The sequence below is a fragment of the Ruegeria sp. CDSB113 genome (assembly GCF_059611045.1).
The window spans coordinates 645,401-660,000 of record NZ_JBXWOU010000001.1 but is presented as its reverse complement, the minus strand read 5'-3'; the positions used below and the strand labels follow the sequence as shown (position 1 = coordinate 660,000).

Below are 14,600 nucleotides of genomic sequence, written 5' to 3'. Positions count from 1 at the left end.
AAAGCCTTTTGACCTGAGTTGTTAATGTCCGACACTGCAGAGATCTTTTCTGAACCGACCTCGCGAAAAACACCGGCCTTCTCGCGCCTTGTGCCACTCGTTGTTCTGGGCACATTGTTGAGTTTAACACCGTTGACAGACGTTTTGCCGACCGCCTGGAATACGGGTCTTGTTGTTGCTGGTGTGTCGTTATTGTCCGCCAGCCTTCTGGTTGTTTTTCGTGGGTTCACGGCCGACCGTACGGCACGCAATTCGGCAGAAGTGATGGCCGTCTTCACCGAACAGGACTTGTGTCCGACAGTGATCGCCAACGCAAATGGCGATATTCTGAGCGCGAACACACGGGCAAGGGCGCAGATAATTGCTTTTCCGGGTGTGCGATTGCAGCATTGCCTGAAATCCAGGTTCGCTAATCCCGCAGCGATCCTGCTGCGCTTGCAATCCATCGCGGAAATCCACGAACGCGCCCGCGAAGATATCGTGACCGTTGGCTCGACAATCCCGATCTCGGTGTTCAGCGTCGGTCAGGATGTGTTCTGCTGGCGGTTTCATCTGGATGAAGGCGGGCAATGGGATGACGCCCCTGTTCCGGTGCTGACAGAGGGTCGCAACGGGGCAATTCTGCGTGTGAACGGAATGGCAGAGGCCTTGCTGGGTCATAGGCCCGACGTTATGGGCAAGATATTTCCCAATGATATCCCGCAACCGGGTGAAATCTCGCTGGCTGAAACTTCAGACGGGCAGGTGCCTGTGACTATGTCCGAGCTGTCCCGCTCGGGCACGGTGCGTGATCTGCTTTTGTTGCCGATGAAATCTGCGGGCCCATCCGGTGGCGATGCCCCATTCGCTGAACTGCCCGTGCCGGTGATGTGTTTGTCCCCCGAAGGGGAAATTCTGGATGCGAACCGGATGGCGATCAAGCTGATCGGAGAGATCCAGCCGGGCAAGTCAAACGTGGCTGAAATCATGCACGGGCTTGGCTATCCCATCCTGGATTGGTTGACCCGTACTGCAACCGAAGAGAATGCCGCTCCCCGATCGGAATTTCTGCGCCTGTCACGCGAGGATAAAGAGGTTTTTGTGCAGGTCACGCTGAACCGAGTGACGTGCAAGGGACAGATTTGTCTGATCGCTGTCCTGAATGATGCGACCGAGCTGAAAACGCTGGAAGCTCAGTTCGTGCAGGGGCAGAAGATGCAGGCTGTCGGGCAATTGGCGGGCGGCGTGGCGCATGATTTTAACAACCTTCTGACTGCGATTTCAGGGCATTGCGATCTATTGCTGCTGCGGCACGATCAGAATGATCCAAACTACGGTGATTTGGTTCAGATCAACCAGAACGCCAACCGGGCCGCAGCGTTGGTCAGTCAACTTCTGGCCTTCTCGCGCAAGCAGACCCTGCAGCCCGAGGTTCTGGACCTGCGCGACACAATTTCCGACCTGATCCATCTTTTGAACCGCTTGGTGGGCGAAAAGGTACGCCTGACGTTAAGCCATGATCCCGTGCTGAAGCCTGTGCGCGCAGACAAAAGACAGCTCGAGCAGGTGTTTATGAATCTGGTCGTGAACGCACGGGACGCGATGCCCGAAGGTGGCGAGGTGCGTATCGAGACCGAGGTTATGTCTCTGACCGAACCGTTCCGGCGGGATCGTGCAACGGTTCAACCCGGGGAATACGTCACTGTAAAAGTGGTCGATAGTGGCACCGGTATCCCAGCGGACAAGCTGCAAAAAGTGTTCGAGCCGTTCTATACGACCAAGCGTACCGGTGAGGGGACCGGTCTTGGATTGTCGACGGTCTACGGCATCGTCAAACAGACCGGAGGGTTCATCTTTGTCGATAGCATTCAGGGCAAGGGAACCGAATTTACCGTGTATCTGCCGGTTTCAAGCGCACCGCAGAAAATCGACCAGGATATCGCCATCCTTCCGGAAAACCCAACGTCCCGACAGGGTGAAGGCGTAGTTCTGCTGGTCGAGGATGAGGCCCCGGTTCGGGCCTTTGCCACACGTGCATTGCGATTGAAGGGATACACCGTGCTCGAAGCCGGATCCGCCGAAGAGGCGCTGCACCTGCTGGAGGACGGGTCGGTGCATGTGGATGCCTTCGTGACAGACGTGGTCATGCCTGGCATGGACGGGCCAACCTGGGTGCGCAAAGCGATGGAGATCCGACCGAATGTTCGGGTGATCTTTATGTCTGGCTATACCGAAGGCGCCTTTGGTGATTCAGGTCCCGAGATTGCGAATTCCACATTTTTGCCCAAGCCGTTCTCTCTGACGCAGTTGACCGAGGCTGTGTTTCACCAACTGAACTGACTAAAGCGCCGCTTCGTGGCAGGAAAACTCGTCGGCGTGGTGTTTGCGGAACTTCTTTTCTGTTTCCGGCGACAAGAATAGGTCGCGCTTTGGTGAGACATTCTCGCGCTGCAGGGTGATTTCTATGTTCAACCGGTCCTGCAGAAAGCTCAGGATCTTGTCCTGATTTTCGTACTTAAAAACATGCGTCGCACCGAACCCGTTGTTACGGGTACGGAAAAACTGGCTTTGACTGCCGACATCTGCGAATTCCGGACGGGGGTTTTTCATGTAACCTTGCACAAAATCATCAAAGCTCAGGTCGCGGGTTGAATGCGGATGCCCGATGCGGTCGTCTCGGCTGCGGTATTTGTACCAACTTCCGAGCCAGTCGATAGGTTCGCGCACGACGGCCATGATTTCCATCTCGGTGTCATACATTTTGCGAAAAATGTTTTGAAAAAACCTGTCATAACGGCGAACAGGCGCATGTTTCAATTCAGGTGGGCCGGTGACGACAAAGTCGGCCCGCGCGCTCAGGGCGGTGTGATAGGCCGTGCTGCCTGTTTTTGGGACTGCCAGAAACGCAAGGCGTTCTTTATAGAAAACAAGCATTTATTCGCCCTTCGCCGCTTAATTTAGTAGTCGCAGATTGGCGTAAACGACTCTTTAACACAATTGCCGAACAGTAAGTATTGTAAGTTTTAGTTGAAATGTTCTCTTTTTGGTCCCATAAGGAACAAGAGGCGAACAAAGCAGCGATTGCCGCCCGATCATGGGTGTGACAAAAGAGAAGGCGACAGGACAATGGCGGATCTTCTGACAATGAGCGACAAGAAAAACGCAGACAAGCAAAAGGCGCTTGATAGCGCGCTGGCACAAATTGAACGGCAGTTCGGCAAAGGCTCGATTATGAAGCTGGGCGAGGATGCCAAGCAGGACATCGATGCAAGCTCGACCGGGTCTTTGGGTCTGGATATCGCGCTGGGTATTGGTGGTCTGCCGATGGGCCGGATTGTTGAGATTTATGGCCCGGAAAGCTCGGGTAAGACCACGCTGACGCTGCATTGCATTGCAGAACAGCAAAAACGTGGTGGTGTGTGCGCATTCGTGGATGCCGAACACGCGTTGGACCCGCAATATGCCCGCAAGCTTGGCGTCGATCTTGATGAATTGCTGATCTCGCAGCCCGACACCGGTGAACAAGCGCTTGAGATCACCGATACGCTGGTGCGTTCGGGCGCTGTGAATATGGTTGTCGTCGACTCAGTTGCGGCTTTGACGCCGAAATCGGAGCTCGAAGGCGACATGGGCGACAGCAGTGTTGGCGTGCAGGCCCGATTGATGAGCCAGGCAATGCGTAAACTGACAGGCTCGATCAGCCGCTCGAATTGCATGGTGATCTTTATCAACCAGATTCGGATGAAAATCGGCGTTATGTTCGGCAGCCCCGAAACCACGACCGGTGGTAACGCGCTGAAATTCTACAGCTCGGTTCGCTTGGATATTCGCCGGATTGGCGCGATCAAAGACCGGGATGAGGTTGTTGGCAACCAGACGCGCGTCAAGGTCGTCAAGAACAAGGTGGCGCCGCCCTTCAAGCAGGTGGAATTCGACATCATGTATGGCGAAGGCATCAGCAAGATGGGTGAGCTGCTGGATCTGGGTGTCAAGGCTGGCGTGGTTGAAAAATCGGGCTCGTGGTTCAGTTATGGCGACGAACGGATCGGGCAGGGGCGTGAGAATGCCAAACAATACCTGCGCGACAACAGCCGCATTGCGCTGGATATCGAAGACAAGATTCGCGCCGCGCATGGTCTTGAGTTCGACATGCCACCCGGTTCTGCCGAGGAAGACGACATCCTCGAGGCATAACAACCCAATTGGGAGCCGCAAAAGCCCCCCGGTTTTGCAAGAATTGAGAATACTCGAAATAAGGCGGTCCGCGTGGCCGCCTTAACTCGTTCTATATATGGTGATCCCGTTCAATTGGTGTGTGCTGCACTTGGTTAGGGGTTTTCTAGCCCTTAAAAAACAAGGCCGATTTATCTTTGTGGACTATCCTTGGGGACGGGGATAAACCATTTCAGAACACTGAGATTGCGCGCCGAGAGAGCCATATGCCCACGCTGAACGAAATCCGCTCAACCTTTCTGAATTATTTTGCCAAACAGGGGCATGAAATTGTCGCGTCCAGCCCGCTGGTCCCGCGCAATGACCCGACATTGATGTTCGTGAACTCGGGCATGGTGCAGTTCAAAAACCTGTTCACCGGTGTTGAAACCCGTGATTATCAGCGCGCCACGACGGCACAGAAATGCGTGCGCGCCGGCGGTAAGCACAATGACCTCGATAACGTTGGTTATACCGCGCGGCACCACACCTTCTTTGAGATGCTGGGCAACTTTTCCTTCGGCAATTACTTCAAACACGAGGCGATCCCGTTTGCGTGGGAGTTGATCACCAAGGAATTCGGCATCGACAAGAACCGCCTGTTGGCGACGGTGTATCACACGGATGACGAGGCGTTCGAGATCTGGAAAAAGGTCGGCGTTCCCGAAGACCGGATCATCCGCATCGCCACCAGCGATAACTTCTGGCAGATGGGCCCGACTGGTCCCTGTGGACCGTGTACCGAGATTTTCTACGACCATGGCGATCACATCTGGGGCGGCCCTCCGGGATCGCCCGACGAAGACGGCGACCGGTTCATCGAAATCTGGAACATCGTTTTCATGCAGAACGAGCAGTTCGAAGATGGCTCGATGGTCGAACTCGACATGCAGTCGATCGACACCGGAATGGGGCTGGAACGGATTGGCGCGCTGCTGCAGGGTAGCCATGACAACTATGACACCGACCTGTTCAAGACACTGATCGAAGCGTCTGCCCATGCCACCGGGGTTGATCCCTATGGCGAACAAAATGTGCACCACCGGGTGATTGCCGACCACTTGCGCGCGACATCCTTCCTGATCGCTGATGGCGTGATGCCATCCAATGACGGACGTGGCTATGTGCTGCGCCGGATCATGCGTCGCGCAATGCGTCATGCGCATCTTCTGGGGGCGAAAGATCCGGTTATGTATCAGCTGGTGCCAAGTCTGGTGCAGCTGATGGGCGCGCAATACACTGAGTTGGGACAGGCGCAGCCGTTGATCGAAGAGACACTGCTGTTGGAGGAAACGCGGTTCAAGCAAACCCTCGATCGAGGTCTGAAACTCCTGGATGATGAAGTTGCAGGCTTGCCCGATGGCGCGGCGCTTCCGGGTGATGCGGCATTCAAATTGTACGACACGTATGGGTTCCCGCTGGACCTGACGCAGGACGCCCTGCGCGAAAAGGGTCGTTCCGTGGACACGGACGGGTTCGACGCGGCCATGGCCGAACAAAAAGCCAAGGCGCGTGCGGCATGGGCTGGTTCGGGTGAAGCTGCAGATCAGGCAGTGTGGTTTGATGTGCTGGATACTGCCGGGGCAACGGATTTTCTGGGCTATGACACGGAAAAGGCCGAAGGGCAGATTGCCGCGTTGGTGGTTGATGGTGCGTTGGTCGACACAATTGAACAGGGCGGATCCGGTTGGGTGATTGTCAACCAGACGCCGTTCTATGGCGAAGCTGGCGGTCAGATCGGTGATACCGGCGAAATCCGTCGTCTTGAAGAACGCGATGACATGGCGCGGGTTGAAGACACCAGAAAATTCGCTGATGGCAAAGTTTATGCGCACAAAGTGACTGTTGATCAGGGCGCTTTGTCCAAAGGTGACGCGGTCGAGCTTGAGGTCAACCATGCGCGGCGCACGGCAATTCGCGCGAACCACTCGGCCACGCACCTGCTGCACGAGGCGCTACGTGAAACACTGGGCGATCATGTTGCACAACGCGGCTCGCTGAACGCGGCTGACCGGTTGCGGTTTGACTTCAGCCATTCCAAGGCGCTGAACGCGAATGAGATCCAAAAGGTCGAACGCGATGTAAATGACTTTATCCGTCAGAACTCGACTGTCGAAACGCGGATCATGACCCCCGATGATGCGCGCGAACTGGGCGCGCAGGCGCTTTTTGGTGAGAAATACGGCGACGAGGTACGGGTTGTGTCCATGGGCAAAGCTCCGACCGGCAAGGGTCAGGATGGCGAAACCTGGTCGATTGAGCTGTGTGGCGGTACGCATGTACGTCAGACTGGCGACATCGGTACTTTTGTGGTTCTGGGCGATAGTGCCAGCAGTGCAGGTGTGCGCCGGATCGAGGCGCTGACTGGTGACGAGGCGCTGCGGCATCTGTCCCAGCAGGATCAGCGTCTGGGTCAGATCGCATCGGAACTCAAGGCGCAGCCGGATGACGTTGTCGGCCGCGTCAAAGCACTGTTGGACGAACGCAAATCGCTGCAAAACGAAGTGGCGCAGCTGCGCCGAGATCTGGCCATGGCTGGCGGGGCCGGGCAGGGTGGCGGCGAAGCGCGTGATGTGAACGGCGTTGCCTTCCTTGCGCAGGCGCTGAACGGCGTATCGGGCAAGGACCTGCCTGCGCTGATTGATGAGCACAAAAGCCGTTTGGGGTCCGGTGCCGTTTTGCTGATCGCGGATGCGGGCGGTAAGGCTGCTGTGGCCGCCGGTGTGACGGCCGATCTGACCGACAAAGTCTCGGCCGTTGATCTAGTTCGTGCGGCTGTCGCAGAACTGGGCGGTAAAGGCGGCGGTGGACGCCCCGACATGGCACAGGGCGGTGGCAAGGACGCGTCGAACGCAGATGCGGCGATCAAAGCCGCAGAACAGGTTTTGGGAGGATAAGATGGCTGCACTCTGGATTGCCCACGTCACCGTGACGGATGCGGACGCATATGCGAAATATGCGGAGCTCGCAGGGCCTGCGATTGCCAAGCACGGCGGGGCGTTTATTGCCCGCGCTGCACGTTACGTCCAACTGGAAGGGAAAGAGCGTCCGCGCAATGTGGTCGCCAAGTTTCCGTCCGTCGAGGCCGCGGTCGAGTGCTATAATTCACCGGAATACCAGCAGGCCCTGGACCACGCGCGCGGCGCAAGTGAGCGTGAACTGGTGGTTGTAGAAATTACCGACTGAAAATGAGCCCGGTCTGGTCGGTAGATTTTCCGCCGATCAGATGCATTCATGGGCGGAATTCAGCCGAACTGTTCACAAGTGAAGTGAACAGTATTGTGGCAATTTTGGACGCACACGGAATCTTTGTGATTCCAGCATCTTACTATAGTCAAACACGAGTTGCCGGGTATTCTCCCGCCTAGATTGTGGCGCGTTGCCCTCAATTCCAGCGCGAAATGGTCTTAATGAGTGACGAATTTCCGCCTTTTTTCCCCTTCACGTTCGCCCCAGATTGTACAAGCGCTACCGTTTACCGTTAGTTGGTTCTAATCGCATACGGTCCCGTTTGGCGACAATCGTCGAGTGAACAGGGATCGAGGTACAGGCATGAAATCGGAAGAAATCGGACTCAAAGCCGCTCTCGGGCGGTTAAAGACATATTCAGGTCGGGCAGTGGGGATCGCCGCATTAGTTTGCGGGGCTACGCTTGCCGGGTCCCAAGTGGATGCCAGCGAAGGCAGCTTCATCCGAACTCTCGCGGCGTCCCCTCCGCCTTCGGGTGCGCAGCAATTGTGCCGTCAGTATGCTTGGGCATGTGCCAGTAAGGCGTCGGTACGCATGACGTCACAGCAGGAAATGCAGATCATTGAGCGGATCAACCGTCAGGTCAACGCAACGACGCGCGCGGTTACGGATCAGACGCAATACCGCACCACAGAGCGTTGGGCTTTACCGACAACGCGCGGCGGGGATTGCGAGGATTTTGCTCTTTTGAAGAAAAGAGATCTGATCCGGGCGGGCGTTGATCCTAACAAATTGCTGATCGCGACGGTATTGGATACGCGTCGAAATGCGCACGCTGTTCTTGTCTATCGCTCCGCTCAGGGGGATCTGGTTTTGGACAATCTGACCAACCGGATCAAACCCTGGTCGGCCACGCGGTATTTGTTCCTTCGGATGCAAGACCCGACAAAGCCAAGCAATTGGGTTGGTGTGTACGGAAGAAGCTAAGACTATCAACTGATCTAACAGGTTAAGCACGGAAAAAGGGGCGACATGTTAGTCGCCCCCTTGTTTGTCAAACCGAACGTCGAGACGTTTTTGGCGATTTTCAAGGCATTGCCTGATATTTCAGGCTGCTTTGCTTTTGGCCGCGTCAGAGAGTGCCGCCGCTTCCATCGGCGCCGCCGCCACCGGCACCACCGCCGCTGCCGTCGCTGCCACCGCCGCCGGCACCGCCGCCGCTGCCATCGCTGCCACCGCCGCCGTCTCCGCCGCCGCTGCCATCGTTGCCGCCCCCGCCGTCTCCGCCGCCGCTGCCATCACTGCCACCGCCGTCATTGCCGTCGCCATTGCTGCCGCCATTACCGTCGCCGCCGTTGGAGTTTCCACCACCGTTGCTGCCGCCGTTGCCGTCGCCGCTGTCGGAGTTTCCACCACCATTACTGCCGCCGTTGCCGTCGCCACTGCTGGAGTTTCCGCCACCATTGCTGCCGCCGTTGCCGTCGCCGCTGCCGGAATTGCCGCCACCGTTGCTGCCACCGCCGCCACTACCGCTGCCGGAGTCCGCGCCGCCATTGCTACCGCCGCTGCCATTGCTGCCGCCACCGTTGCTGCCGCCACCGCCGCCATTTCCGCCACCGCCGCCATCGTCGGCACCACCGCCGCCACCGCCGCCGCCGTCACCGCCGCCATTTCCGCCGCCGCCGCCGTTACCACCGCCGCCGCCATTGCCGCCTTCGCCATTTTCGCCGCCATTTGTCGACGAACCTGAACCGTCCGAGCCGCCATTCCCACCTGCAGATGCGCCGCTACGGCTCACCGAGTTGTTGTCATCGTCATCTCGGCTGTTTCGATCGGTTCGCACCGTCGCCGTTGGAATGTCGGTCAAAATGGCCGCGAACAGGGGGCATGTCTGAGACGTGCGCGCCAGGATATCCTCAAAATCGGCACGGCGCTGAATGTAGCGCAGCATCCGCTTATCTACGACTTTGCAACTACAAAGCGTTTCAGTGGATACAGATTGCCGGGCTGTTTTGACTTTGCAAACTTCAGCCGCATGAGCCGCGCTTGTTGCCATCAATGGGAATGTCGCGGATAAAAATACAAACGAATATAAACGGGACCTTACGCGCATAGCGCTACTCCTTTAAACTCATTACCTACACCTTAGAATTAAGTAATTGTGCCACAGATTTGACAAAAATACAGCCGTATCTTGCCTCATTTTTAATTCGGCTGTCTGCAGTAAATGCGGAGAAACATGCAACCTATTGGTGAAACTATATGAAAAACAACAAAAAAGCCCGTCGGTGGGACGGACTTTTTTTTGGTCAATTTATCAATTTGGGAAGCAAAAATGTCACAATTGAGGCATTGTAGCCTATATTGAAACAATGCCTGCGGTCGATTTAGGCCGATCTTGCCATCCGTTTCCGCTCGTGCGGGTCAAGGAAACGCTTGCGCAACCGAATGGCGTTTGGAGTGACCTCAACCAGTTCGTCATCATCGATATAGGCAATCGCCTCTTCCAGCGAATACTGGATGTGAGGTGTCAGGCGAACCGCGTCATCGGAACCGCTCGCGCGCACGTTGGTCAGTTTCTTGCCTTTGAGCGGGTTCACCTCAAGGTCGTTATCGCGTGAGTGTTCGCCGATGACCATGCCCTGATACACGTCGGTTTGCGGTGCAACGAACATCCGGCCGCGCTCTTCCAGGTTCCACAGCGCATAAGCCACGGCCTGTCCGTTCTCCATTGAGATCAGAACCCCCGCACGACGACCCGGGATCGGGCCTTTGTGGGCCGCCCAGCCGTGGAACACACGGTTCAGAACACCGGTGCCGCGTGTGTCGGTCAGGAATTCACCATGGTATCCGATCAACCCACGCGACGGTACATGCGCGATAATGCGGGTCTTGCCCGCGCCGGCCGGGCGCATTTCGGCCAGTTCACCTTTGCGCGCGCCAGTGATCTTTTCGATCACCGAGCCTGAATATTCATCGTCGACGTCAATGGTGACTTCTTCGATGGGCTCCATGCGCTGACCGTCTTCTTCGCGGAACAGAACCTGCGGACGCGAGATGCTGAGCTCAAACCCTTCACGGCGCATGTTCTCGATCAGAACGCCCATCTGCAATTCGCCACGGCCAGCGACCTCAAAGGCATCGCCGCCGGGTGTGTCGGAAATGCGGATCGCGACGTTCGACTCGGCCTCTTTCATCAGGCGGTCGCGGATAACACGCGACTGAACTTTCTTGCCGTCCCGACCGGCCAGCGGCGAGTCGTTGATGCCGAAGGTCACGGTGATGGTTGGCGGATCGATGGGCTGTGCGGGCAGGGCTTCGTCAACCTGCGGCGAAACCAGCGAGTCAGCCACGGTTGCCTTGCTCATGCCTGCGATGGTGACGATGTCACCGGCTTCGGCCACGTCGATGGGCTGTTGGGCCAGTCCGCGGAACGCCAGGATTTTCGACGCACGGAAGTTTTCGATCAGCGTGCCATCACGGCTTAGCGCCTTGAGGTTGTCGCCCGCCTTCAAAGTGCCGCTTTCCACACGACCGGTCAGGATGCGACCGATGAACGGATCGCTGCCCAGCGTCGTGGCCAGCATGCGGAAGGGTTCGTCTTTGTTTTTGACCTGCTTTGGGGCAGGGACGTGATCAACGATCAGATCGAACAGGGCGGTCAGGTCCTTGCGTGGCCCGTCCAGCTCCATATCCGCCCAGCCGGAACGGCCCGAGGCGTACATGGACGGAAAGTCCAGCTGGTCATCGTCAGCGCCGAGGTTGGCGAATAGGTCAAAGCATTCATCAAGTGCGCGGTCTGGTTCAGCGTCGGGTTTGTCGACCTTGTTCAGCACCACGATGGGACGCAGGCCCAGCGCCAGCGCCTTGGACGTCACGAATTTGGTCTGCGGCATCGGGCCTTCGGCGGCGTCTACCAGCAGGACAACACCGTCGACCATGCTGAGGATCCGCTCAACCTCGCCACCGAAATCGGCATGGCCGGGGGTGTCAACGATGTTGACCCTCGTGCCCTTCCATTCGACCGAGGTCGCTTTGGCGAGGATGGTGATGCCGCGTTCGCGCTCCAGATCATTGCTGTCCATGGCGCGTTCGGCCACCGCCTGGTTTTCCCGGAACGCACCGGATTGTTTAAGCAGCTCATCCACCAGGGTCGTTTTACCGTGGTCCACGTGAGCGATGATTGCGATATTGCGCAGGTCCATGAGAGGTCAGCCTTTGAACGGGAAGTTGCCGCGCGCATAACGCGGATTGACTGAATAGGCCAGCCCTAACCGGTCGTCAGTGGCCCGCTGTGCTGGAAAACAGGTGAATGATCAGGATTCCGGCCAATATCATCGCCAAACCGAGCACCGCAGGCCAGTCCAGGCGCTGACCAAAAACAATGAAGCCTATGATGGCGATCAGAACGATCCCCAAGCCTGACCAAATGGCATAGACGATGCCGACCGGCATAAATTTCAGGGTGAGGCCCAGTAAGTAAAAAGCAACTCCGTAACCCACGACAACCAAAACAGAGGGCCAAAACCGGCTGAACTGCTGGCTGGCCTGCAGCGCCGTTGTGCCAATTGTTTCGGCGAAAACCGCCAGCAAAAGTATAAGATAGGCTTTGGGCACGGCAGGTCTCGATTCAGTTGCAGTTGGGGAGGTTGACCACAAAATCCCGATTCACGACAAGGGGAATTTGGATGGATATCGGGAAAAGTTCGGTGTCGAAAGCACCGGGACTGCCCACCGAAGAGGTCAGGATAACCATACTATTTCAAAGAGAAAAATTCTGATATGAAATGGGTGGTTTTTAGTTTTCTTTTATGAGTTTTTAATGACGAAATTTGCGATATCCGTGATCGTTGCTTCGGCATTCATAGTGGCGCTTGGGTGGCTTGCGGGCGGGGGGTCCGTCGACATAAACGCAGCCAGTGGTGTTGAGCGGTTTGAAAGTTTTCAAGTTTAAGTGCCTGCCGGAACGATTGGAAAAGGGGCCTTTGTGCCCCTTTTTCTATTGGCTCAACCCACAGTGTTTTCTGAAAAATACGCGCTCAGTTGCGGTCGCAACCATGACCACAACTTAGGTGCGCCGCGATTGATCGGCGTTCCCACACGGCGTTCGATCTGGGCAAAGGTCACGTTGTAATCGACCCAGGATCCTCCGCCTGTTTCAAGGTTTCCGATTGGGGTTTGAAACCGATCAATAGCCTTGGCAAATTGCGCGTCTGGCGACTCGGCGGCTTCGAACTCCTCCCATAGCGTCCGGAAGGCGTGCTGCGGTGCCTCGGGCAACAACCCGAACAACCTGTCGGCGGCGGCCTTTTCTTCGGCTTCTTGTGCGGCGTGGTCGACTTGACCGTGGATTGGGTGATCTCCGGCATCAATTTCGACGATGTCATGCAGCAGAAGCATTTTCAGGACTTGGTCCAGCGATACACCGGGCTGCGCGTATTCCGCCAAAACCCAAGCAAACAGCATGATGTGCCAGGAATGTTCGGCCGAGTTTTCAAACCGATCATCAGACAACAGGCGTGAGGCGCGGTATACGGACTTCAGGCGGTCTGCCTCAGTCAGAAAAGCCAGCCGTTCGGAAAACGCAGTTTCTGGCGTTGGCTGCGCGTGCAGCAGGGCACTGGCCAAGTTGTGTGCTTGGGGGAATTCCCGTGCCAAATACGCGGCGCGACCACTGCTGAGGTTTTCCCGCGCTACTTCAACATGATCCGGGTTGGGGGTTGGCGCACACAAGACTTGAAACAGCGGTTGGCATCGGTCCAGATACTTGGCGAATTTCGCGTCCGGCGTCGTGTCGGCCTCGAACTCTTCCCACAGGGCTTGAAACGCAGACGTCTGATCGTCTGGCAAGAGGCCAAACAACTCGTCCGCCGCCGCGCGCTCGGCGTGTTCCACGGCGGTCCAATCGGTTTCCAGATGAATGGGGTGATCGCCGACGATGATCTCGACCAGATCGTGCAACAGCAGCATGCGTATGACGCGGTTGATATCTACATCGTCACCGGCCAGCGGCTCCATCGTCAGTGCCCATAAGGCCAGGTGCCAGCTATGCTCTGCAGAGTTTTCGGGGCGGGACCGATCCAGCAGCGCATTGGCGCGATCGACCGACTTTAGCCTGTCCGCGCGTTTCAGGAATTCAAGTTGCGCGGACAGTCTTTCAGTCATTTCTTTTCAATCGCTTTCACTTGGGATCGATGTTTCGTCAGTGCGTCGATGACAAACTTGCGCGCCTTGCGTTCAGCAATACGCACACGCATTTCGGTCAGAAAGGCCTCTTCTAAGGTCTGCGAGGACGCGCCCAAAAGCTCTCCCACCTCGACAAAGAAACGATCATTTCCGATTTCGTCCATCACCTTAATCGTGTCCTCGGCCAGTTTGGCCGCAAGGGTTGTGATGGTATCCGACATTAGCGTGTGTTCTCGGTCAGGCGACGCTTCACATAGTCACTGACATCGGTGATCAGCGTGTCCATGTGACGGTCCTGGAAGAAGTGATCGGCACCCTCGACTTCATTATGAGTGATGGTGATGCCCTTTTGTTCGTGCAGCTTGTTGACCAGCGACGTGGTGTCGGCGGGCGGGGCCACACGGTCGGACGAGCCGTTGATGATCAGGCCGGACGAAGGGCAGGGGGCCAGGAATGAGAAGTCATACATGTTGGCTGGTGGCGACACGCTGATAAAGCCCGTGATTTCGGGGCGGCGCATTAGCAGCTGCATTCCGATCCAGGCACCGAACGAGAAGCCGGCAACCCAGCAGTGCTTGGAGTTGTTGTTCATCGACTGCAGGTAGTCCAGCGCTGACGCGGCATCGCTCAGCTCACCGATGCCCTGATCGTATTCGCCCTGACTGCGGCCCACGCCGCGGAAGTTAAATCGCAACACGGTGAAGCCCATGTTGTAAAACGCATAGTGCAGATTATAGACCACCTTGTTGTTCATGGTCCCGCCGAATTGTGGATGCGGGTGCAGCACGATGGCAATCGGTGCGTCTTTTTCCTTTTGCGGGTGGTAGCGGCCTTCCAGGCGGCCTTCGGGTCCGGGAAAAATCACCTCGGGCATGTGTGCTTTGGTCCTGTCTTTTTCTTCCTGATGCCACGATATACTTGACGGTAATCGTAAGGCACTTTAGAACGGTTCTAATTATGATGCTTTGCGCAAGGCGCTGCCTGTCGGAGATACGCACTGGCGGCGGCGGCGTCAATGTTTTCGCTTATAACCT

At 56.7% G+C, this 14,600-nt stretch carries 12 protein-coding genes; 5 read left to right on the top strand and 7 right to left on the bottom strand.

Annotated features, from left to right (window positions below; all coding sequences use genetic code 11):
* The first annotated feature begins 24 nt into the window (after positions 1-24).
* Positions 25-2,319 carry an ATP-binding protein gene (locus AC2FIS_RS03330; protein ID WP_496771945.1) on the top strand — a complete coding sequence of 765 codons (2,295 nt, stop codon included), beginning with the start codon at positions 25-27 and terminating at the stop codon, positions 2,317-2,319.
* Here the strand turns inward: AC2FIS_RS03330 and AC2FIS_RS03325 are convergent, their stop codons facing one another.
* The gene (locus tag AC2FIS_RS03325) at positions 2,320-2,913 is read right to left on the bottom strand and encodes a sulfotransferase family 2 domain-containing protein (RefSeq protein ID WP_282151248.1); all 594 of its coding nucleotides are present in this window, start codon (positions 2,911-2,913) and stop codon (positions 2,320-2,322) included.
* Between the two features lie 192 nt (positions 2,914-3,105).
* Here AC2FIS_RS03325 and recA point away from each other — a divergent pair, with 192 nt between their 5' ends.
* The 4 genes from recA (at position 3,106) to AC2FIS_RS03305 (ending at position 8,367) form a co-directional block, all read left to right on the top strand.
* Positions 3,106-4,173, top strand: a complete 1,068-nt coding sequence (gene recA / locus AC2FIS_RS03320; RefSeq protein WP_108858591.1) for a recombinase RecA — start codon at positions 3,106-3,108, stop codon at positions 4,171-4,173.
* Between the two features lie 245 nt (positions 4,174-4,418).
* Positions 4,419-7,088, top strand: coding sequence for an alanine--tRNA ligase (gene alaS / locus AC2FIS_RS03315; RefSeq protein ID WP_496771944.1), 2,670 nt, complete (start codon positions 4,419-4,421; stop codon positions 7,086-7,088).
* A gap of 1 nt (position 7,089) precedes the next feature.
* Positions 7,090-7,377 carry a DUF1330 domain-containing protein gene (locus AC2FIS_RS03310; protein ID WP_170557245.1) on the top strand — a complete coding sequence of 96 codons (288 nt, stop codon included), beginning with the start codon at positions 7,090-7,092 and terminating at the stop codon, positions 7,375-7,377.
* Positions 7,378-7,743: 366 nt separating this feature from the next.
* Positions 7,744-8,367, top strand: coding sequence for a transglutaminase-like cysteine peptidase (locus AC2FIS_RS03305; RefSeq protein WP_496771943.1), 624 nt, complete (start codon positions 7,744-7,746; stop codon positions 8,365-8,367).
* A gap of 145 nt (positions 8,368-8,512) precedes the next feature.
* On the opposite strand, the gene AC2FIS_RS03300 is transcribed toward AC2FIS_RS03305, so the two are convergent.
* From AC2FIS_RS03300 to AC2FIS_RS03275, 6 genes are all read right to left on the bottom strand, one after another.
* A complete protein-coding gene (locus AC2FIS_RS03300; RefSeq protein ID WP_496771942.1) occupies positions 8,513-9,331 on the bottom strand; it encodes a hypothetical protein in 819 nt (272 codons plus the stop codon).
* 436 nt (positions 9,332-9,767) lie between these two features.
* Complete coding sequence (typA, locus tag AC2FIS_RS03295; RefSeq protein ID WP_496771941.1) at positions 9,768-11,585, bottom strand: translational GTPase TypA; 1,818 nt, start codon at positions 11,583-11,585, stop codon at positions 9,768-9,770.
* 76 nt (positions 11,586-11,661) lie between these two features.
* Entirely contained in the window at positions 11,662-11,997 is a 336-nt protein-coding gene (locus tag AC2FIS_RS03290) for a DMT family transporter (protein WP_282151243.1), read from the bottom strand.
* A 390-nt stretch (positions 11,998-12,387) separates the two neighbouring features.
* A complete protein-coding gene (locus AC2FIS_RS03285; protein ID WP_496771940.1) occupies positions 12,388-13,545 on the bottom strand; it encodes an HD domain-containing protein in 1,158 nt (385 codons plus the stop codon).
* Complete coding sequence (locus tag AC2FIS_RS03280; protein WP_113790580.1) at positions 13,542-13,787, bottom strand: hypothetical protein; 246 nt, start codon at positions 13,785-13,787, stop codon at positions 13,542-13,544. Before AC2FIS_RS03280 ends, AC2FIS_RS03285 begins: the two co-directional genes overlap by 4 nt.
* Positions 13,787-14,440 carry an alpha/beta hydrolase gene (locus AC2FIS_RS03275; RefSeq protein WP_058271679.1) on the bottom strand — a complete coding sequence of 218 codons (654 nt, stop codon included), beginning with the start codon at positions 14,438-14,440 and terminating at the stop codon, positions 13,787-13,789. The genes AC2FIS_RS03280 and AC2FIS_RS03275 overlap by 1 nt, the downstream gene beginning before the upstream one ends.
* Positions 14,441-14,600 lie beyond the last annotated feature (160 nt).

What these genes read in the sequence shown, in the direction of transcription:
- AC2FIS_RS03330 (WP_496771945.1), top strand. Translation starts at nt 25, where the DNA reads ATGTCCGACACTGCAGAGATCTTTTCTGAACCGACCTCGCGAAAAACA.
- recA (WP_108858591.1), top strand. Translation starts at nt 3,106, where the DNA reads ATGGCGGATCTTCTGACAATGAGCGACAAGAAAAACGCAGACAAGCAA.
- AC2FIS_RS03275 (WP_058271679.1), bottom strand. Translation starts at nt 14,440, where the DNA reads ATGCCCGAGGTGATTTTTCCCGGACCCGAAGGCCGCCTGGAAGGCCGC.
- typA (WP_496771941.1), bottom strand. Translation starts at nt 11,585, where the DNA reads ATGGACCTGCGCAATATCGCAATCATCGCTCACGTGGACCACGGTAAA.
- AC2FIS_RS03325 (WP_282151248.1), bottom strand. Translation starts at nt 2,913, where the DNA reads ATGCTTGTTTTCTATAAAGAACGCCTTGCGTTTCTGGCAGTCCCAAAA.
- AC2FIS_RS03305 (WP_496771943.1), top strand. Translation starts at nt 7,744, where the DNA reads ATGAAATCGGAAGAAATCGGACTCAAAGCCGCTCTCGGGCGGTTAAAG.
- AC2FIS_RS03300 (WP_496771942.1), bottom strand. Translation starts at nt 9,331, where the DNA reads ATGCTGCGCTACATTCAGCGCCGTGCCGATTTTGAGGATATCCTGGCG.
- AC2FIS_RS03310 (WP_170557245.1), top strand. Translation starts at nt 7,090, where the DNA reads ATGGCTGCACTCTGGATTGCCCACGTCACCGTGACGGATGCGGACGCA.
- AC2FIS_RS03285 (WP_496771940.1), bottom strand. Translation starts at nt 13,545, where the DNA reads ATGACTGAAAGACTGTCCGCGCAACTTGAATTCCTGAAACGCGCGGAC.
- alaS (WP_496771944.1), top strand. Translation starts at nt 4,419, where the DNA reads ATGCCCACGCTGAACGAAATCCGCTCAACCTTTCTGAATTATTTTGCC.
- AC2FIS_RS03280 (WP_113790580.1), bottom strand. Translation starts at nt 13,787, where the DNA reads ATGTCGGATACCATCACAACCCTTGCGGCCAAACTGGCCGAGGACACG.